Origin of the sequence: Agromyces sp. Marseille-Q5079, from assembly GCF_051016555.1 — a bacterium.
In the GTDB taxonomy this organism is placed as follows: Bacteria; Actinomycetota; Actinomycetes; order Actinomycetales; family Microbacteriaceae; genus Agromyces.
In genome coordinates this window covers 401,079-419,262 of sequence record NZ_JBPEJF010000001.1, presented here as the reverse complement: position 1 = coordinate 419,262, position 18,184 = coordinate 401,079, and the positions used below count along the sequence as shown (strand labels likewise).

The following is an 18,184-nucleotide window of genomic DNA, read 5'->3' as shown; positions in this document are numbered from 1 at the left end:
TCGGCGCGCCCGGCCTCGTCTAGGCTGGTGCGCATGACCTCGAGGTGGGCCCGCGTCGCGCGCGGCGGCGTGATCGCCGCCTTCGCGACGTTCGTCGCCGCCCTCTCGCACACGCTCGGCGGCGGCGCCGCTCCCGGCGCGCTGGCCGTCGGGCTCTCGTTCGCGTTCTCGGTGCTGCTCTGCATCGCGGTCGTGGGCGCGCGACTCTCCGCCGTGCGCACGGTGATCGCGGTCGCGGTCGCCCAGTTCGCGTTGCATGCGCTGTACTCGGTGCAGGGCAGCGCCGCGGTCGCGTCGCCGGCCCACGCCGGCGGCCACCACCACATGACCGTCGAACTGCCGCTCGGCGCGGCATCCGCGTCGCCCTTCGCCTACGACGCGTCGATGCTCATCACCCACCTCGCTGCGGTCGTCGTCACGGTGCTCGCGATCCGCCACGGCGATGCCGCGCTGCGCTCGGCGCTCGGCGCGGCCCTGCTGGCCGTGGCCTCGGTCATCCGCTCGGCGCCCGTGCTCGAGGTCGCGCCGTCGGCGCCGGTGCGGGCCACGTCGGGCTTCGCAGCGCCCAGGGCGCTCGCCGGCCTGCTCCACCTCTCCGTGATGCGGCACCGGGGGCCGCCGCAGGTGCTCGCCGTCGTCTGACGTCCTCGCGACGCCGCCCCGCAGCACGCTCCGCGACCTGCCGGGCAGACGGCTCCGAATCACCTGCATCGCGCACGCCGACCGGTCGGTCGTCGGCGCACCCCACGAAGAGGAAACCTGTCATGACCTGTCCCGCCCGTACCGCCGCCATCGCCACGTCCGCCCTCGTCGGCGGCGCCCTGCTCGCACTGGCCGCACCGCTCGCCGCGAGTGCCCACATCACGGTCACTCCGAGCGACACCGCCGCCGGCAGCTACAGCGTGCTGACCTTCGGATTCAGCCACGGCTGCGAGGCCTCGCCGACCACGAAGCTCACGTTCGACATCCCCGACGAGATCGAGTCGGTCAAGCCGACCCTCAACTCGAACTGGACGATCGAGAAGGTCGCCGACGGCGAGCGCACCAGCCAGATCGTCTACACGGCCATCACCCCCGTCGAGGACGGCTACCGCGACACCATCGAGCTCCAGGTCGCCCTGCCCGAGGATGCCGCGGGCACGACGTTCGAGTTCCCGGTGCTCCAGACGTGCGAGACCGGTGAGACCGCGTGGAACGAGCCGATGGTCGAGGGCGAGGCCGAGCCCGAGCACCCGGCGCCGTCGATCACCGTGACCGAGGCCGCCGAGGGCGAGGGCGAGGGCCACGGTCACGGCGCCTCGGCCGATGCCGCGGAGAGCGACGAGCACGAGGCATCGGATGCCGCGGCCGACTCGAGCGACACCGTCGCACGCGTCCTCGGCATCGGCGGCCTCGCGGTCGGCGTCGTGGGCATCGTGCTCGCGATCACCGCGCGTCGTCCCCGCAAGGACGCGTGATGCGCCCCGAGCGGCAGGTGCGCCGCATCGGGCATCGGGTCCGCGGCCTCGTGGGGGCCGCGGCGCTGGTCGCGGCATCCGCCCTGCTCGTGACGGTGCCGGCCGTGTCGGCGTCGGCGCACAACTCCGTCGTGTCGACGACGCCCGCCGAGGGGTCGGTCGTGACCGAGCAACCGGGGCAGGTCTCGCTCACGACGAACGACGAGCTGCTCGACCTCGGCACGGGCGCCGCGATGCTCGTGCAGGGACCCGACGGCCTCTACTACGGCGACGGATGCGCCGTGATCGACGGCGCCTCGGCGGCGGCCGACGTCGATCTCGGCGAGGCCGGCACGTACACCGTGATCTGGCAGGTCGTCTCGACCGACGGCCACCCGATCTCGGGGGAGTGGACCTTCGACTGGCAGCCCGCCGACGGCGTGGTGCTCGGCACCGGCACGGATGCGCCCGCCTGCGGCGGCGACGTGTCGGCGAGCGCGGTTCCGAGCACCGACGGCGGCTCCGACGACGCCGACGGTTCCGATGCGGATGCCGCGGCCTCCGTTCCGACCGACCTGCTGTGGCTCGGCGGCGGCGTGCTCGTCGCCGTCATCGCCGGTGCCGTCACGTGGTTGGTCGTGCGGCGCCGGCCCTGAGGATGATCCGGCTCGCCTGTCGGGTGCGCTCGTTACACTCGACGGGTGAGCCGGAACCCCGAACCCTTCGACGCCTACGACGACGTCCCCTGGGATCCCGACGAGTTCGCCCCGCCGCCCGACGATGCGTGGGCGCCGCCGGTCGATGACGCGTGGCAGCCGCCCGCGGCACCGGCCGCGCCGTCCGCGCGGAGCGCAGGCCCCGGCGGTTCCACGGCGGGCCCGATCGGGGCGGCCCCGGTCAGGTTCGCCTCGGCGGCCGAAGCGCTGCACACCGTCTTCGGGTACGACAGCTTCCGTGGCGAGCAGGCCGAGATCATCGCGCAGGTCGCCGGTGGCGGCGACGCGGTCGTGCTCATGCCCACCGGTGGCGGCAAGAGCCTCTGCTACCAGATCCCGTCGCTGCTCCGCGAGGGCACCGGCGTCGTGGTCTCCCCGCTCATCGCCCTCATGCACGACCAGGTCGACGCCCTCGTCCGCAACGGCGTGCGGGCGGCCTACCTCAACTCGAGCCAGCAGGCCTTCGAGCGCGCCGAGGTCGAGCGCGCCTACCTCGCGGGCGAGCTCGACCTGCTCTACATCGCGCCCGAGCGCCTGAACTCCGACGCGTCCAAGCGCTTCCTCGCCAAGGGCCGCATCGCGCTGTTCGCGATCGACGAGGCCCACTGCGTGGCGCAGTGGGGGCACGACTTCCGGCCCGACTACCTCGCCCTCTCCGAGCTCGCCGAGCTGTGGCCCGACGTGCCGCGCATCGCCCTCACGGCGACCGCGACCGAGGCCACGCACCGCGAGATCACGAGCCGGCTCTCGCTCGACGGTGCGCGCCACTTCGTCTCGAGCTTCGACCGGCCCAACATCCAGTACCGCATCGCCCCGAAGGTCGAGGTGCGCAAGCAGCTCCTCGACTTCGTGCGCACCGAGGGCGTCGACGCCGACGGCACCCCCGTGGCCGGCATCGTCTACGCGCTGTCGCGGGCGAGCACCGAGAAGCTCGCGGCGTTCCTCTCGCAGAACGGCGTCAACGCGCTGCCCTACCACGCGGGCCTCGATGCCGGGGTGCGCCGCCGCACGCAGGAGCGGTTCCTCCGCGAAGACGGCGTCGTCGTGGTCGCGACCATCGCGTTCGGCATGGGCATCGACAAGCCCGACGTGCGGTTCGTGGCGCACGTCGACCTGCCCAAGTCGGTCGAGGGCTACTACCAGGAGACCGGCCGCGCCGGCCGCGATGGCCTGCCGGCCACCGCCTGGCTGGCCTACGGGCTCCAAGACGTGGTGCAGCAGCGCCGCATGATCGACGAGAGCCCCGGCGACCTCGCGCACCGGCGCCGCCTGGCGTCCCACCTCGACGCGATGCTCGCGCTCTGCGAGACGGTCGAGTGCCGTCGCCAGAACCTGCTCGGCTACTTCGGCCAGCCGAGCGAGCCCTGCGGCAACTGCGACACCTGCCTCGAGCCGCCGACCGCGCTCGACGGCACGGTGCCCGCGCAGAAGCTCATGTCGACGATCGTCCGACTCGAACGCGAGCGTCGCCAGCGGTTCGGCGCCGGGCACCTCATCGACATCCTGCGCGGCAAGCAGACCCCCAGGGTCACGCAGTACGGCCACGACACGCTCGCGACCTGGGGCATCGGCGCCGATGTCTCCGAGCAGCAGTGGCGCGGCGTCGCCCGGCAGCTGCTCGCACAGGGCCTGCTCGCCACGCACGGCGAGTACGGCACCATCTCCGTGACCGACTCCGCCGCCGACGTCCTCGCGGGCCGGCGCAAGGTCATGCTCCGGGCCGAGCCCGAACGTGCCGCCACCCGTCGATCGGCCAAGGCCGCCTCGGCGACGGCCGACCTCGGCCCCGCCGACGCCGAGCTGTTCGAGGCGCTGCGCGCCTGGCGCAGTGCCGAGGCTCGTGAGCAGGGCGTTCCGGCGTACATCGTGTTCGGCGATGCGACGCTTCGCGCGGTCGCCACCGAGCGCCCGCAGTCGGTCGCCTCGCTCGACGGCATCTCGGGCATCGGCGCCAAGAAGCGCGAGGCCTACGGCGAGGCGATCGTCGCCGTCGTCGACGCGTTCGTCGCCCGATAGGCGAAGGGGCCGCACCTCGCAGCCGTCGCGCGTCGCGCGTCGCGCGGCGGCGTGCGACGCACGGCGCTGCGCCGCTGACGCCCCACGTCAGCTGACGTGGGGCGTCGCAGCACGCGCTGAAGCGCCACGATTCCTTCACATATGGTAATTGATCTGATACAGTACTGATCGAGATGAACAACACGGCCGCGCCGTGACCGACGAAGACGGCGACCCGGGTGCTGCAACACCCGAGCCGCCACACGCAATCGAGTCGTTCAGCCGAAGCCGAACCGTGAGACCGACGCGCGCCGCCAGACTACCGGCCCATCGCTGAACCGACTCCGACCACCGACATCCGCTCGAGATCGGAGCATTCACCGTGCCCACCGCAACACCGGGGCTGGCCATCGAGGCCAGGGGCCTCGTCAAGTCCTATCCGCAAGGCCGCCGCAAGTCGCCGCTCACCGCCCTCGACGGGCTGGGCTTCCAGGTCGAGGAGGGAACCGTCTTCGGCCTGCTCGGCCCGAACGGCGCCGGCAAGTCCACCACCGTCAAGATCCTGGCGACGCTGAGCGCCGCAGACTCGGGTGACGCCTTCGTCGCCGGCTTCGACGTGCGTCGAAGCCCCGCCGAGGTGCGCCGATCCATCGGGTTCGTCGCGCAGAAGCAGGTCTCCGACCCGATGGACACCGGCGTCGAGAATCTCGTGCTGGCCGGGCAGCTGCACGGCATGACCACGCGCGACGCCCGATCCAGGGCCGGCGAGCTCCTCGACCGGTTCGGCCTCGCGTCGGCGGCGACCCGGCAGGTCAAGACCTACTCGGGCGGCATGGCACGCAAGCTCGACGTGGCGATCGGCCTCATGCACCGCCCGCAGGTGCTGTTCCTCGACGAGCCGACGACGGGCCTCGATCCCGAGGCGCGCACCGAGATGTGGGCCGAGATCGAGCGCATGGCCGCGGCCGAGCGCACCACGGTGCTGCTCACCACCCACTACCTGGAGGAGGCCGACCGCCTCGCGAACCGCCTCGCGATCGTCGCCGACGGCCGGGTCGTCACCGAGGGCACGCCCGACGAGCTGAAGGCCGGCCTCCGCGGCGACGCGGTCGTGATCGAGCTCCACGACACCGCCGACCTCGGGCTCGCGCTCGCGACCATCGAGCGGGCGGGGACCTTCCGCGAGACGGTCCTCGAGGGCCGCACCGTTCGCGCGCGCACCGACGCGGGCGGACAGGCCCTCCCCGTGGCCCTCGCCCTCCTCGACGCCGAACGACTGCGCGTCGTCTCGGCCACGGTCGCGAGGCCCAGCCTCGACGACGTCTACCTCGCCCACACCGGGCACTCGTTCGCCTCGGCGCACCTCGCGCGCGCCACGTCCTCGGAGGAGCGTGCCGCATGAGCACCATCACCGCCCCGCCCCGGGCTTCGGTCCGTCCGTCATCCGGTGCGCCGACCTTCCTCCGGCACACCCTCGTGCTGACCCTGCGCCAGCTCCGCGCCGCGATGCGCGTGCCGGCGTTCGTCGTCATGAACCTCGTGCAGCCGCTCATCTGGCTGCTGCTGTTCGGGCAGCTCTTCGAGTCCGTCGTCGAGATCCCGGGATTCTCGGGCGGCGAAGACTACCTCGAGTTCCTCACACCGGGCATCGTCGTGATGATGGCGCTGTTCGGCAGCGCCTGGGCCGGCACCTCGTTCATCGAGGACATGAACCGGGGCGTCATGGACCGCCTCCTCACGTCGCCGACGAACCGGGGCGCGCTCATGGTCTCGTCGCTCGTCTACCAGTCGGTGCTCACGTTCGTGCAGACGCTCATCGTGCTGGGCGTCGCCTGGCTGCTCGGCGCGCGCTTCGACGGCGGCCTCGTCGGCGTGCTCGTGCTGCTCGCGGCGGCGATGCTGCTCACCGCGTCGTTCTCGGCGCTCTCGAACGCGGCCGCGCTGCTCGCCCGCGACCAGAACATCCTGATCGGGCTCTCCCAGCTCATCACCATTCCGCTCATGTTCCTGAGCTCGGCGCTCATGGACACGTCGCTGTCGGCCGGATGGGTGGCGGATGTCGCGCGCTTCAACCCGTTCGAATGGGCGGTCGTCGCCGGACGCGAGGCGCTCCTCTCGGCGAACCCCGACTGGGCCGACGTCTGGATGCACCTCGGTTTCCTCGCGGCGTTCGCGCTCGTGCTCGGCTGGCTCGCCACGCGCGCGTTCCGCGTGTACCAGCGGAGCGCGTAGGCGCAGTTCCGGCCCACCGGGTCGGGCGAGGGCGGATGCCGCGGACGAATCCTCCGCGGCATCCGTCGTCGCGAACGCGGCCCTCGCTACGATCGACGTGCGGGGGCCGATCGCCGCTCTCGTCGGGAGCTCGGAGGTCGTCATGGCAGAACACACCGCTCGTCCGGCCGGCGTCACCGTCGTCGCCGTCATCGCGTGGCTCTCGGGCGCGATCGACATCGTCGTCGGCACCATCATGTTCCTCCAGGCGAGCGCCATCGCGGTCGCCCCCGAGTGGGCGGGTGCGGGTGCCGTCTACACGTCGGCGATCCTCTCGATCATCCTCGGCATCATCACCGTGGTCGTCGCAGTCGGCCTGCTCTCGGGCAACGCGGCGGCCCGCCTCATCGTCACGGTCGTGCAGGTGCTCTCGATCATCTCGTCGCTGTTCGTCATCGTGGCGAGCTGGGGCGACCCGATCGGCGAGTGGCTCAGCATCCTGATCGCGCTCATCGTGGTGCTGCTGCTGTGGAGCCGCCGGGCGAGCCGGTTCTTCCGCGCCTGACCGGGGCTGTCGTCCGGGTCGACGTGGCGAGGCACTCCTGCCCCGACGCGCGGCTCGCTCGCGACCGCGCCCTGATGTTGCGAAATCACAACGCCCCGGCATCCGTTTTGTAGCTTCATCACAGCGCGGCCGGAGCCGTGGCGCCGCGCCTTTGTAGGCGCCGGATGCAGCGCTTCCCGCGTTCGAGGGGCCGACGTACGTTGGAATGAGCTGATCCCTGCACACGAAGGACGAGACCGACGATGGTTGACACGGCATCCCGCACCACGAAGACGGCCGACGAGACGGCCCCCGCGACCGTCCCCGCCAAGCCCGCGCGCGACGCGGTCGCGGCGCCGATCCCCGCGCCGCCCGCGAGCACGCCCGAAGGTCCGCGGATCGACGTCGAGTCGCTCGGCCGGCAGTTGCTCGGCACCTGGGCCGACATCCGCGCCGAGGCGCGCGTGCGCGTGGCCGACCCCGCCCTGCAGCGCATCGAGGGGCAGTCCAAGGAGGAGCACCGCGAGCGCGTGCTCGGCCAGCTGAAGATCCTCGTCGAGCACGGGGCCGTTCACCGGGCGTTCCCGAAGTCCGTCGGGGGCCACGACGATCACGGCGGCAACATCGCCGCGTTCGAGGAGCTCGTGCTCGCCGACCCGAGCCTGCAGATCAAGTCGGGCGTGCAGTGGGGGCTCTTCGGCGCCGCCGTGCTGCACCTCGGCACCGAGTTCCACCACGAGACCTTCCTGCCCGACATCATGTCGCTGAAGGTCCCCGGCGCGTTCGCGATGACCGAGACCGGCCACGGGTCGGATGTCGCGGCGATCGGCACGACCGCGACGTACGACGAGAAGAAGCGGCAGTTCGTGATCGACACGCCGTTCCGCGGCGCGTGGAAGGACTACCTCGGCAACGCCGCCGTGCACGGCACGGCCGCGGTCGTCTTCGCCCAGCTCGTCACCAAGGGCGTCAACCACGGCGTGCACGCGTTCTACGTGCCGCTGCGCAACGCCAAGGGCGGGTTCCTCAAGGGCATCGGCGGCGAGGACGACGGTCTGAAGGGCGGCCTCAACGGCATCGACAACGGTCGCCTGCACTTCACGAACGTGCGCGTCCCGCGCGAGAACCTCCTGAACCGCTACGGGTCGGTCGCCGAGGACGGCACCTACTCGAGCCCCATCTCGAGCCCCGGGCGCCGATTCTTCACGATGCTCGGCACGCTCGTGCAGGGCCGGGTCTCGCTCGACGGCGCCGCGACCGCGGCATCCGCTGCGGCACTCGCGATCGCGGTGACCTACGGCAACCAGCGTCGCCAGTTCAATGCGGCCAGCGAGACCGACGAAGAAGTGCTGCTCGACTACCAGCGTCACCAGCGCCGGCTCCTGCCGAAGCTCGCGACGACCTACGCGCAGATCTTCGCGCACGACGAGTTCCTGGTGAAGTTCGACGCCGTGTTCTCCGGCAAGGCCGACACCGACGACGACCGCCAGGACCTCGAGACCATCGCGGCGTCGCTGAAGCCGCTGTCGACGTGGCACGCGCTCGAGACCCTGCAGGAGGCGCGCGAGGCTTGCGGCGGCTCCGGCTTCCTCGCGGAGAACCGACTCGTCGGCCTCCGCCAGGACCTCGACGTCTACGTCACGTTCGAGGGCGACAACAACGTGCTGCTGCAGTTGGTCGCCAAGCGCCTCCTCACCGACTACTCGAAGCAGTTCGCCGGGGCGGATGTCGGGGCCATGGCCCGCTACGTCGTCACGCAGACGGCGGAGCGCGCCTACCACGGCACCGGGCTCCGCCGCCTCGGACAGAACATCGCCGACCTCGGCTCGACCGCCCGTTCGGTCTCGGAGCTGCGCGACCCCGACACGCAACGCTCGATGCTCACCGACCGCGTCGAGACGATGGTCGCCGAGATCGCCGGCCGTCTGCGCGAGGCCCGCAAGCTCTCCAAGGCCGAAGGTGCCGCCCTCTTCAACCGCAACCAGAACGAGCTCATCGAGGCGGCGCGCGCCCACGCCGAGCTGCTGCAGTGGGAGGCGTTCACGCGCGGGCTCGCGAAGGTCGCCGATCCCGACACGAAGCAGGTGCTCACGTGGGTGCGCGACCTCTTCGGCCTCGGCCTCATCGAGCAGCACGCGGCCTGGTACCTGATGAACGGCCGCCTCTCGCCGAAGCGCGCGCAGTCGGTGACGGCGTACATCGACCGCCTCATCGAGCGCCTGCGCCCGCACGCGCAGGACCTCGTCGACGCCTTCGGCTACGGCCCAGAGCACCTTCGCGCGAAGATCGCGTCGGGCGCCGAGCAGGAGCGCCAGGACGAGGCCCGCGCCTACTACGCGGCGAAGCGCGCCGACGGCACGCTCCCGACCGTCGAGAAGAGCAAGAAGCGGTAGCGAGGGCGCGCACGCGACCGAAGGCCGGGTTCCGTTCGGAGCCCGGCCTTCCCGCGTCGGTCAGCGCGTCGGAGCGGGGCCCGACGATCGACGGACGATGAGCTGCGGCAGCGGCGTCACCAGCCTGCGCGGCTCGGTGCGCTCGATGCGGGAGAGCAGTTCGGCGACGGCCGCGCGGCCCTGCGACTCGAAGTCGTTCCGCAGCGTCGTGAGCGGCGGGTCGAAGAACTCGGCCTCGGGGATGTCGTCGATGCCGACGACGCTGACGTCGTCGGGAGTGCGGCGTCCGCGCTCCTTCAGGGCGAGCATCGCGCCGAGCGCCATCTGGTCGTTCGCGGCGATGAACGCCGTGGCATCCGGCAGCTCGGCGAGGTCGGCGATGGCGTGGTATCCCGAACGAGCCGACCAGTCGCCGTGGAGCACCGCGACGGACTGCAGTCCGTGCTCCGTCACCGTGGCCTCGTACGCCCGCAACCTGTTGCGGGACGCCGACCAGTTGGCGGGTCCGGCGATGTGCACGAATCGGCGGTGCCCGAGGCCGGCGAGGTGATCGACGAGCGCCGGGAGGCCGATGCGCGACAGCCGCGACCGCGGGTCGTCGACGGCGTCGTCGGCCTCGACGGCGACGTAGGCGGGCACGCGGAACTCCGCCGTCTCGAAGGCCGCGGTCATCTCGTCGGTCGATGCGAGCGCGAGCACACCGGCGAGGTCGTGCTGGGTGATGATCCCGAGCGACTCCTCGATGGCGCGCGGATTGCGCGCGTCGAGCGACACGATGTCGAGCACGTAGCCCGCCTCGCGCGCCGCGGCGCTCGCGCCCTCGACGATGCGACTGGGGCCCACGTGGGAGATCTCGTGGGTGAGCGCGCCGATGCGATGCGATCGGCCGGACTTCAGGCTGCGGGCAGTGAGGTTGGGCCGGTACCCGAGTTCGTCGAGGGCCTGCACGACCCGCTCGCGCGTCTCGGGCCGGATGCCCTGGAAGCCCTTGAGGAACCGGCTGACGGTCTGGTGGGAGACGCCCGCGGCCTGCGCGACGTCGTAGATCGTCGCCGGCTTGGCCGGCATCGTCGGTCCGTCCATCCGCTCGGGTGATTCCGTGCGCTCGCTCATCCACCGATCCTCTCCGAATCGAATGGCACCTCGACCCCGCTCGGTGACGACTTCGTCACGAGAGCGAATTGGTGCTTGACAAGACGATGTTATCGGCAACATCCTTGATTCGAGAACATGTTGTCGAAAACATCCAGACAACGCACCCTCGAAGCACACCCGGCACTGACGACAACGGAGTACGTACCAGATGAGCGCCTCGCGACCCGTCCAGCCCCCGAGCGGGGTCCTCTTCGGAGCGGCCTACTACGCCGAGTACCACCGTGAGGAGCGCACCGAAGCCGACCTCGACCTGATGCAGGAGGCCGGCTTCACCGTCATCCGCGTCGGCGAGTCGGTGTGGTCGACCTGGGAGCCGCGCGACGGCGAATTCGACCTCGACTGGCTGCAGCCGGTGCTCGACGGAGCGCATGAGCGCGGCATCGCGGTGATCCTCGGCACGCCCACGTACGCCGTGCCGCCGTGGCTGCAGACCGCATACCCCGAGATCGCCGCCGAGCGCCGCACGGGGGAGCGGGTGCCGTGGGGCGCTCGCCAGGAGGTCGATTACTCGCATCCGGCGTTCCTGTTCCACGCCGAGCGGGTCATCCGCGCGGTGGTCGCCCGCTACGCGGACCACCCCGCCGTGATCGGGTACCAGGTCGACAACGAGCCCGGCATGGAGCTCTTCCACAACCGCGGCTCGTTCCAGCGGTTCGTGCGCCGCCTCGAGGCGCAGTACGGCGACGTCGAGACGATCAACCGCGAGTGGGGCCTCACCTACTGGTCGCACCGGCTGTCCGCGTGGTCCGACCTGTGGACGCCCGACGGCAACACGCTGCCCCAGTACGACCTGGCGTGGCGGCGGTACCAGGCCGACCTCACGACCGAGTTCATCGCCTGGCAGGCGGGCATCGTGCGCGAGTACGCCTCGCCCGAGCAGTTCGTCACGACGTGCATCGCCTATCCGCGTCCGGCGCTCGCCGACGAGCAGCTCGTCGAGGTGCTCGACCTCACGGCCGGCAACCCGTACTACGCGATGCAGGACCACCTCGACGCCACCGTCGACCTCGAGCCGCTGACGCACTGGACCACCTCGGGCGTCGCCGCCATGCTCCGCCAGGCCGACCGCATGTACTCGTCGAAGCAGTCGCGCTTCCTCGTCACCGAGACCGATGCGCAGTCCATCGGCGGCTCCGAGCTCAACCTCCCGCCCTACCCCGGCCAGCTCCGGCAGGCCGCCTTCGCCTTCGTCTCACGGGGCGCCGCGATGATCGAGTACTGGCACTGGCACACCCTGCCCTACGGCACCGAGACCTACTGGGGCGGCGTGCTCCCGCACAGCCTCGAGCCCGGCCGGGTCTACCACGAGCTCGCCGGGGTCGGCGCCGACCTGCGCTCGATCGGGTCGACGCTCGACGGGTACGAGCCCGACGGGGACGTCGCGATCCTCTGGTCGAACGACAGCCGCTTCGCCCTCGAGTTCTTCCCGCCGCTCGCGACGGCCGACGGGCTCCCCGATCGCGCGTCGTACCAGCACATCGTCGACGCCTTCCACCGCGGCGTGATCGACGCCGGCGCGCAATCGCGCATCCTGCACGTGTCGCAGGCGCTCGAGCTCGGTGCCACCGAGCTCGCCGCGCGGTACCCCGTGCTCGTCGCACCGGGCCTCTACGTCGCGACGGACGCCGACCTCGACCTGCTCCGCGACTACGCGGAGGCCGGCGGCCACCTCATCGTCGGCATCCGCACCGGCTACGGCGACGAGGAGGCGCGGGCGCGCGTCGAGGTCGCCCCCGCCCGACTCCACGAGGCCGCCGGCGTGCGGTACGAGGAGTTCTCCAACCTCGGCAGCGACGTCGCGGTGACCGCGAGCGGGCCGCTCGAGGCATCCGCCGGCGCCGCCGCACGCCGCTGGGCCGACGGGCTGATCAGCACCGGCGCCGACACGCTCGCCGCCTACGACCACCCGCGGTTCTCGGACTTCCCCGCCGTCACGACCAACGCGCACGGCGCCGGCCGCATCACCGTCGTCGGCACGGTCCCGTCGCCCACGCTGGCCGCCGACCTCGTGCGCTGGGCCGTTCCCGCGCCGATCGGCGACGGGCTGGCCCCGGGCCGGGCACTGCCCGTGACCGTGGCATCCGGTTCGCTGCCCGATGGGCGACGGGCCTGGTTCGTCTTCAACTGGGGATGGGAGCCGCAGGCGGTCACGCTCGCGGCATCCGTCACCGACCCCGTCTCGGGAGAGCACCTCCCGACGGGCACCGATGTCTCACTGCCGGCATGGTCGACGCGGACCTTCGTCAGCGAGTGAGCGCCAAGGGATCGTGTGATCCGACCCAACCACGGAAAGAGTCATCATGAAGAAGGCACGGAGAACCACAGCACTGGCGCTGGTGAGCGGCGCCGTCTCAGTCGGACTGCTGATGGCGGGATGCACGCCCGGCAGCGACGGCGGATCCGATCAGGGGCCTGTCAGCCAGGAGGACATCGACAAGGCGATGACCACCCCCACGAAGCTCACGTTCTGGACGTGGGTGCCCGACATCGAGAACGAGGTCGCCCTCTTCGAGGAGAAGTACCCCGACATCGACGTCACGGTCGAGAACGTCGGCCAGGGGCTCCCGCACTATCAGAAGCTCCGCAGCGCGATCGAGGCGGGCGAGGGTGCGCCGGATGTCGCGCAGATCGAGTACCAGTACATCCCGTCGTTCGTGCTCCCCGAGTCGCTGCTCGACCTGACGCCGTACGGCGCCGACGACCTCGCCGACGACTACGTGGAGTGGGCGTGGAACCAGGTCTCTCCCGCCGACGAGGTCTGGGCCATCCCGCAGGACGTCGGCCCGATGGGCAACCTCTACCGCGAGGACATCCTGGCCGAGGCCGGCATCACCGAGCCGCCGGCCACCTACGACGACTACGCGGTGGCCGCGAAGGCCGTGAAGGAGACGACCGGCTCGTACATCTCGAACCTCGGCGCGACCCAGGCCGGTCAGATGATCGGCTTCTTCTGGCAGGCGGGCATCAAGCCCTTCGGCTACGACGGCCAGGAGACGGTGAAGATCGACGTCAACAGCGACGAGGCCAAGCAGATCGCGACGTACTGGACCGACCTGATCCAGGCCGACCTGATCTCGACCGACGTCGACTTCAACGACACCTGGTACCAGGGCCTCGCGAACGGCAAGTACGCGGGCTGGCTCACCGCCGCGTGGGCACCCGTGTTCCTGCAGGGCACCGCCGAGAGCACGTCGGGCCTCTGGCGCGCCGCGCCGCTGCCGCAGTGGACCGAGGGCGAAGAGGTCTCGGGCAACTGGGGCGGCTCGTCCGACGCGGTCCTCGCGTCGAGCAAGAACCCCATCGCCGCCTACGAGCTCGCGAAGTTCATCAACAACGACGAGGAGTCGGCGATGATGCTCGCGACCGAGCAGTTCCTCTACCCGCCGCAGGTCTCGGTGCTCGAGGACCCCGCGTTCGTCGACCAGCAGTCGGAGTTCTACGGCGGCCAGGAGGTCAACAAGCTGTTCGCCGAGATCTCCACGACCGTCGACACCGACTTCGAGTGGGTGCCGTTCATGGACTACGTCTACTCGACCTACGAGGAGACGATGGGCACCGTGATCGCGGACAAGGGCGACATCGCCGCGGCGCTGGACACCTGGCAGGACCAGCTCGTGAAGTACGCGGAGGAGCAGGGCTTCACCGTCGAGTGAGCCAGCGGGGCGTCCGTCGTGTCGTACCGACGGGCGCCCCGCCCCCAACCCACCGACAGCAAGAGAAGGAGCCGCCATGTCGACCACCCCGGCGCTCAGCGCCGAGCGCCCCGTAGCCCCCCCACCGCCGAAGCGCCGCACGAGCACGACGAAGCGCCGCCAGTACCGAGCCGCCTACCTGTTCCTCCTCCCGTTCTTCATCGTGTTCATCACGATGCTGGTGGTCCCGCTGGCCTATTCGGGATACCTGAGCCTCTTCGAGAGCAAGCTCATCGGCGGCGAGGCCTTCAACGGCCTCGGCAACTACGTGCGCGCGCTCACCGACCCCCTGTTCCTGGAGGGCCTCGGCCGCGTTGCCCTGTTCTTCGTCGTGCAGGTGCCGATCATGCTCGGGCTCGCGCTCTTCTTCGCCCTCGCGCTCGACACGTTCCGCGCCAGGGGATCCAAGGCGATCCGGCTGCTCATCTACATGCCCTACGCCGTGCCCGCCGTCGTCGCGACGCTCATGTGGGGCTACCTGTACGGCCCCGACTTCGGGCCGCTCGCGCAGATCTCCCGTGCCGTCGGACTCGGGACGCCGGAGTTCCTCTCGGCCGAGAACATGCTCGGCGCGATGATGAACATCGTCACGTGGGAGTTCGTCGGCTACAACATGATCATCATGTACGCGGCCCTGCGGTCGATCCCGTCGGAGCTGTACGAGGCCGCCGAGATCGACGGCGCCGGCCAGTTCCGCCTCGCCTGGAGCATCAAGATCCCGGCCATCCGCCCGGCGATCCTGCTGACGATCATCTTCTCGGTCATCGGGTCGTTCCAGCTCTTCGCCGAACCGAGCCTGCTGGCGATCATCGCGCCCAACGTCGTGATCAACTCCTACACGCCGAACTTCTACGCCTACAACCTGGCGTTCGTGAACCAGGAGCTGAACTATGCGGCATCCATCGCGTTCCTGCTCGGCATCGTGATCGCCGTGGTGTCCTACATCGTCCAGCTCGGCTCGCAACGACGCGAGCGCCGTGAACGGAGCCAGTCATGACGAACACCGAGACCCGCGCCGCGGTCATGATCGAGGATCCCAAGCGGCCCCGCCGCACCGCGCGCCACTTCGCCCCCGAGCGGCGCAGGAGCCTGCTGCTCACGGTGCTGCTCTGGCTGTGCGTGCTGTACTTCGTGCTGCCGCTCTGGTGGCTGCTCGTCTCCTCGACCAAGGACAACGCCGCGCTCTTCACGACGTTCGGCCTGTGGTTCGGCGGCGACTTCTCGCTCTGGGAGAACCTGCAGACGCTCTTCTCGGTGCGCGACGGCATCTTCGCGCGCTGGCTCGTGAACACGTTCGTGTACTCGCTCAGCGCGGCCGTCGGGGCCACCCTGCTCTCCACGATGGCGGGGTACGCGTTCGCGAAGTACGAGTTCCCGGGCAAGAAGGCCCTCTTCAGCGCGACGCTCGGGGCGATCATGATCCCGCTCACCGCGCTGGCGCTGCCGACCTACCTGCTGTTCTCGGCGGCGGGCCTCACGGACACGCCGTGGGCCGTCATCATCCCGTCGCTCGTCAGCCCGTTCGGCGTGTACCTGATGCGCGTGTACGCGGCCGATGCCATCCCCGACGGCCTCATCGAGGCGGCAAGGGTCGACGGGGCGGGCGAGTTCCGCATCTTCGGGCAGGTGGGGCTGCGCCTGCTCGGGCCCGGACTCGTCACGGTGTTCCTCTTCTCGCTCGTCGCGACGTGGAACAACTACTTCCTGCCCCTGATCATGCTGAACAGCTCCGACCTGTACCCGATCACCGTCGGCCTCGCGCAGCTCCAGTCGGCGGCGAGCCAGGGCGGCGGCTCGCAGGCGCTGTTCTCCACGGTCATCACCGGCTCGCTCGTGTCGATCGTGCCGCTCGTGCTCGCGTTCCTCTTCCTCCAGCGGTACTGGCAGTCGGGGCTCGCGGCCGGGAGCGTGAAGGAATGACCACGTCGCGAGCGCGCGGCGTGGAAGATGGACGGACGACTCCGACGGAGAGGGCAGGATCGTGACGATCTGGTACGGCGGCGACTACAACCCCGAGCAGTGGCCCCGCGAGGTGTGGGACGAGGACGTGACGCTCATGCAGCGGGGCGGCATCAGCCTCGCCACCGTCGGCGTGTTCTCGTGGGCGAGGCTCGAGCCGCGCCCCGGCGAGTACGACTTCGCCTGGCTCGACGACGTGCTCGACACGCTGCACGCCGGCGGCATCCGAGTCGACCTGGCCACGGCCACCGCGTCGCCGCCGCCATGGCTCGCGAAGCGGCATCCCGAGACCCTGCCCGTCACCGAGGAGGGCGTGCGGCTCGCGGTCGGCAGCCGGCAGCAGTACTGCCCGAGCTCGCCCGTGTACCGCGATCGGGCGCGGCAGCTCGTGACCCGACTGGTCGAGCGCTACGCGCAGCATCCGGCACTCGAGCTCTGGCACGTGAACAACGAGTACGGATGCCACGTCAGCCACTGCTACTGCGAGGTGTCGGCCGCGGCGTTCCGCACCTGGCTCGAGGCGAAGTACGCGACGATCGAGGAGCTCAATCGCGCGTGGGGCACGGCCTTCTGGTCGCAGCACTACGACGCGTTCGACGAGGTCGAGCCGCCGCGCGCCGCGCCCTCGTTCCGCAACCCGACGCAGCTGCTCGACTTCGACCGCTTCTCGAGCGACGAACTGCTGGCCTGCTACCGGTCGGAGGTCGAGGTGATCCGCGCGACATCCGAGGTGCCGATCACGACCAACTTCATGGGGTTCTTCAAGCCCGTCGACTACTGGACGTGGGCGCGCGAGGTCGACATCGTCTCCGACGACACCTATCCGGACCCGGCCGACCCGCTCTCGGCGCCGTACGCCGCGATGGTGCGCGACCTCATGCGCTCGCTCGGCGACGGTGCGCCGTGGCTGCTCATGGAGCAGTCGCCGAGCGCCGTGAACTGGCGGCCGCAGAACGCGGCGAAGGCGCCGGGCCAGATGCGCGCGTGGTCGTACCAGTCGGTCGCGCGCGGCGCCGACGGCATCCTCTTCTTCCAGTGGCGGCAGTCGGCCGCGGGCTCGGAGAAGTTCCATTCCGGGATGGTGCCGCACGGCGGGACCGACACGAGGGTGTGGCGCGAGATCGAGCAGCTCGGTGGGGAGCTCCGGCGCCTGTCGGGCGACCAGGTCGGGCTCGAGGGCAGCCGCGTGCCCGCCCAGGTCGCGATCGCGCTCGACTGGGACAGCTGGTGGGCGCTCGAGCAGCCGGCGTCGCCGACGAACGTCTCGTACCTCGAGACGCTGTTCGCCTGGCACCACGCGCTCACCTCGCAGGGGGTGACCGTCGACTTCGTGCGCGCCGACGGCGACCTGTCGGGCTACCGGCTCGTCGTCGCACCCGCCCACTTCGTCGCGACCGACGCGCAGCTCGAGAACCTCGCCTCGTTCGCGGACTCCGGCGGCACGCTCGTGGTGGGCTTCGGCACGGCGATCACCGATGAGCACCTGCACGTGCGGCTCGGCGGGTACCTCGGCGAGCCGCTGCGGCGCACGCTCGGGGTCTGGATCGAGGAGTTCGCCCCGCCGGCCGCGCCCGACCTCCGGGCCGTCGGCGGGGGAGCGGCGCCCTCGGTCGCACTCGACGGCGAGGTGCTCGGCGGCAGTGCCGCGGGCAGCATCTGGGCCGAGTACGTGCGCGTCGAGGACGCGGCCACGGTGGCGACGTTCGCCGATGGCGCGCTCGCCGGATGGCCCGCGGTCACGCGGCGCGGGGGCGACGCGAGCGCGGCCTGGTACGTCGCGACCCTGCCCGAGCCCGATGCGCTGCGGCACCTCGCGGCCCGCGTGCTGGCGGACGCCGGTGTCGAGCTGCCGCCGGCGGCGGCGACCGGCGCGAACCTCGAGGTGGTACGCCGCGGTGAGCTCGTCTTCGTCATCAACCACGGTGCGGAGGACGCGGAGCTCCTCCTCGAGGGCACCGACCTGCTCACGGGTCATCCGTCGCAGGGCGCGAAGCTGCACCCGCAGGGAGTGGCCGTCATCGACGGCATGCAGCGGCTCGGCTGATCCGGGTGCGTGCCCGCGTCACGGGACGCGGGCACGCGC

General features: G+C 70.9%; 14 protein-coding genes. 13 read left to right on the top strand and 1 reads right to left on the bottom strand.

Features of this window, described 5'->3' with window-relative positions; genetic code table 11:
- Positions 1-33 precede the first annotated feature (33 nt).
- The 8 genes from ACR3IO_RS01945 to ACR3IO_RS01910 all read left to right on the top strand — a co-directional run bounded on the left by ACR3IO_RS01945 (position 34) and on the right by ACR3IO_RS01910 (position 9,295).
- Positions 34-642: a hypothetical protein gene (locus ACR3IO_RS01945; RefSeq protein WP_434069474.1), complete on the top strand. Its 609-nt coding sequence runs from the start codon at positions 34-36 to the stop codon at positions 640-642.
- Positions 643-764: 122 nt separating this feature from the next.
- Entirely contained in the window at positions 765-1,457 is a 693-nt protein-coding gene (locus tag ACR3IO_RS01940; protein ID WP_434069473.1) for a YcnI family copper-binding membrane protein, read from the top strand.
- Positions 1,457-2,092 (top strand): copper resistance CopC family protein, encoded by a 636-nt coding sequence (locus tag ACR3IO_RS01935; RefSeq protein ID WP_434069472.1) that lies wholly within the window; start codon positions 1,457-1,459, stop codon positions 2,090-2,092. Before ACR3IO_RS01940 ends, ACR3IO_RS01935 begins: the two co-directional genes overlap by 1 nt.
- Before the next feature lie 45 nt (positions 2,093-2,137).
- Entirely contained in the window at positions 2,138-4,168 is a 2,031-nt protein-coding gene (gene recQ / locus ACR3IO_RS01930; RefSeq protein WP_434069471.1) for a DNA helicase RecQ, read from the top strand.
- A gap of 361 nt (positions 4,169-4,529) precedes the next feature.
- Positions 4,530-5,549, top strand: coding sequence for an ATP-binding cassette domain-containing protein (locus ACR3IO_RS01925; protein ID WP_434069470.1), 1,020 nt, complete (start codon positions 4,530-4,532; stop codon positions 5,547-5,549).
- Positions 5,546-6,379, top strand: coding sequence for an ABC transporter permease (locus ACR3IO_RS01920; protein ID WP_434069469.1), 834 nt, complete (start codon positions 5,546-5,548; stop codon positions 6,377-6,379). Before ACR3IO_RS01925 ends, ACR3IO_RS01920 begins: the two co-directional genes overlap by 4 nt.
- Positions 6,380-6,521: 142 nt before the next feature.
- Positions 6,522-6,923, top strand: a complete 402-nt coding sequence (locus tag ACR3IO_RS01915) for a DUF7144 family membrane protein (protein ID WP_434069468.1) — start codon at positions 6,522-6,524, stop codon at positions 6,921-6,923.
- A 242-nt stretch (positions 6,924-7,165) separates the two neighbouring features.
- Positions 7,166-9,295, top strand: coding sequence for an acyl-CoA dehydrogenase family protein (locus ACR3IO_RS01910; protein WP_434069467.1), 2,130 nt, complete (start codon positions 7,166-7,168; stop codon positions 9,293-9,295).
- A 60-nt stretch (positions 9,296-9,355) separates the two neighbouring features.
- Here the strand turns inward: ACR3IO_RS01910 and ACR3IO_RS01905 are convergent, their stop codons facing one another.
- Entirely contained in the window at positions 9,356-10,408 is a 1,053-nt protein-coding gene (locus ACR3IO_RS01905) for a LacI family DNA-binding transcriptional regulator (RefSeq protein ID WP_434069466.1), read from the bottom strand.
- A 190-nt stretch (positions 10,409-10,598) separates the two neighbouring features.
- Between ACR3IO_RS01905 and ACR3IO_RS01900 the strand changes: the two genes are divergently transcribed.
- The 5 genes from ACR3IO_RS01900 (at position 10,599) to ACR3IO_RS01880 (ending at position 18,145) form a co-directional block, all read left to right on the top strand.
- Entirely contained in the window at positions 10,599-12,704 is a 2,106-nt protein-coding gene (locus ACR3IO_RS01900; protein ID WP_434069465.1) for a beta-galactosidase, read from the top strand.
- A 46-nt stretch (positions 12,705-12,750) separates the two neighbouring features.
- The gene (locus tag ACR3IO_RS01895; protein ID WP_434069464.1) at positions 12,751-14,103 is read left to right on the top strand and encodes an ABC transporter substrate-binding protein; all 1,353 of its coding nucleotides are present in this window, start codon (positions 12,751-12,753) and stop codon (positions 14,101-14,103) included.
- Between the two features lie 76 nt (positions 14,104-14,179).
- The gene (locus tag ACR3IO_RS01890; RefSeq protein WP_434069463.1) at positions 14,180-15,139 is read left to right on the top strand and encodes a carbohydrate ABC transporter permease; all 960 of its coding nucleotides are present in this window, start codon (positions 14,180-14,182) and stop codon (positions 15,137-15,139) included.
- Positions 15,136-16,062: a carbohydrate ABC transporter permease gene (locus ACR3IO_RS01885; protein ID WP_434069462.1), complete on the top strand. Its 927-nt coding sequence runs from the start codon at positions 15,136-15,138 to the stop codon at positions 16,060-16,062. Before ACR3IO_RS01890 ends, ACR3IO_RS01885 begins: the two co-directional genes overlap by 4 nt.
- 61 nt (positions 16,063-16,123) lie before the next feature.
- Positions 16,124-18,145, top strand: a complete 2,022-nt coding sequence (locus ACR3IO_RS01880; protein ID WP_434069461.1) for a beta-galactosidase — start codon at positions 16,124-16,126, stop codon at positions 18,143-18,145.
- The last annotated feature ends 39 nt before the right edge of the window (positions 18,146-18,184 follow it).

What these genes read in the sequence shown, in the direction of transcription:
- ACR3IO_RS01910 (WP_434069467.1), top strand. Translation starts at nt 7,166, where the DNA reads ATGGTTGACACGGCATCCCGCACCACGAAGACGGCCGACGAGACGGCC.
- ACR3IO_RS01920 (WP_434069469.1), top strand. Translation starts at nt 5,546, where the DNA reads ATGAGCACCATCACCGCCCCGCCCCGGGCTTCGGTCCGTCCGTCATCC.
- ACR3IO_RS01915 (WP_434069468.1), top strand. Translation starts at nt 6,522, where the DNA reads ATGGCAGAACACACCGCTCGTCCGGCCGGCGTCACCGTCGTCGCCGTC.
- ACR3IO_RS01900 (WP_434069465.1), top strand. Translation starts at nt 10,599, where the DNA reads ATGAGCGCCTCGCGACCCGTCCAGCCCCCGAGCGGGGTCCTCTTCGGA.
- ACR3IO_RS01890 (WP_434069463.1), top strand. Translation starts at nt 14,180, where the DNA reads ATGTCGACCACCCCGGCGCTCAGCGCCGAGCGCCCCGTAGCCCCCCCA.
- ACR3IO_RS01905 (WP_434069466.1), bottom strand. Translation starts at nt 10,408, where the DNA reads ATGAGCGAGCGCACGGAATCACCCGAGCGGATGGACGGACCGACGATG.
- ACR3IO_RS01935 (WP_434069472.1), top strand. Translation starts at nt 1,457, where the DNA reads ATGCGCCCCGAGCGGCAGGTGCGCCGCATCGGGCATCGGGTCCGCGGC.
- ACR3IO_RS01885 (WP_434069462.1), top strand. Translation starts at nt 15,136, where the DNA reads ATGACGAACACCGAGACCCGCGCCGCGGTCATGATCGAGGATCCCAAG.
- ACR3IO_RS01945 (WP_434069474.1), top strand. Translation starts at nt 34, where the DNA reads ATGACCTCGAGGTGGGCCCGCGTCGCGCGCGGCGGCGTGATCGCCGCC.
- ACR3IO_RS01895 (WP_434069464.1), top strand. Translation starts at nt 12,751, where the DNA reads ATGAAGAAGGCACGGAGAACCACAGCACTGGCGCTGGTGAGCGGCGCC.
- ACR3IO_RS01940 (WP_434069473.1), top strand. Translation starts at nt 765, where the DNA reads ATGACCTGTCCCGCCCGTACCGCCGCCATCGCCACGTCCGCCCTCGTC.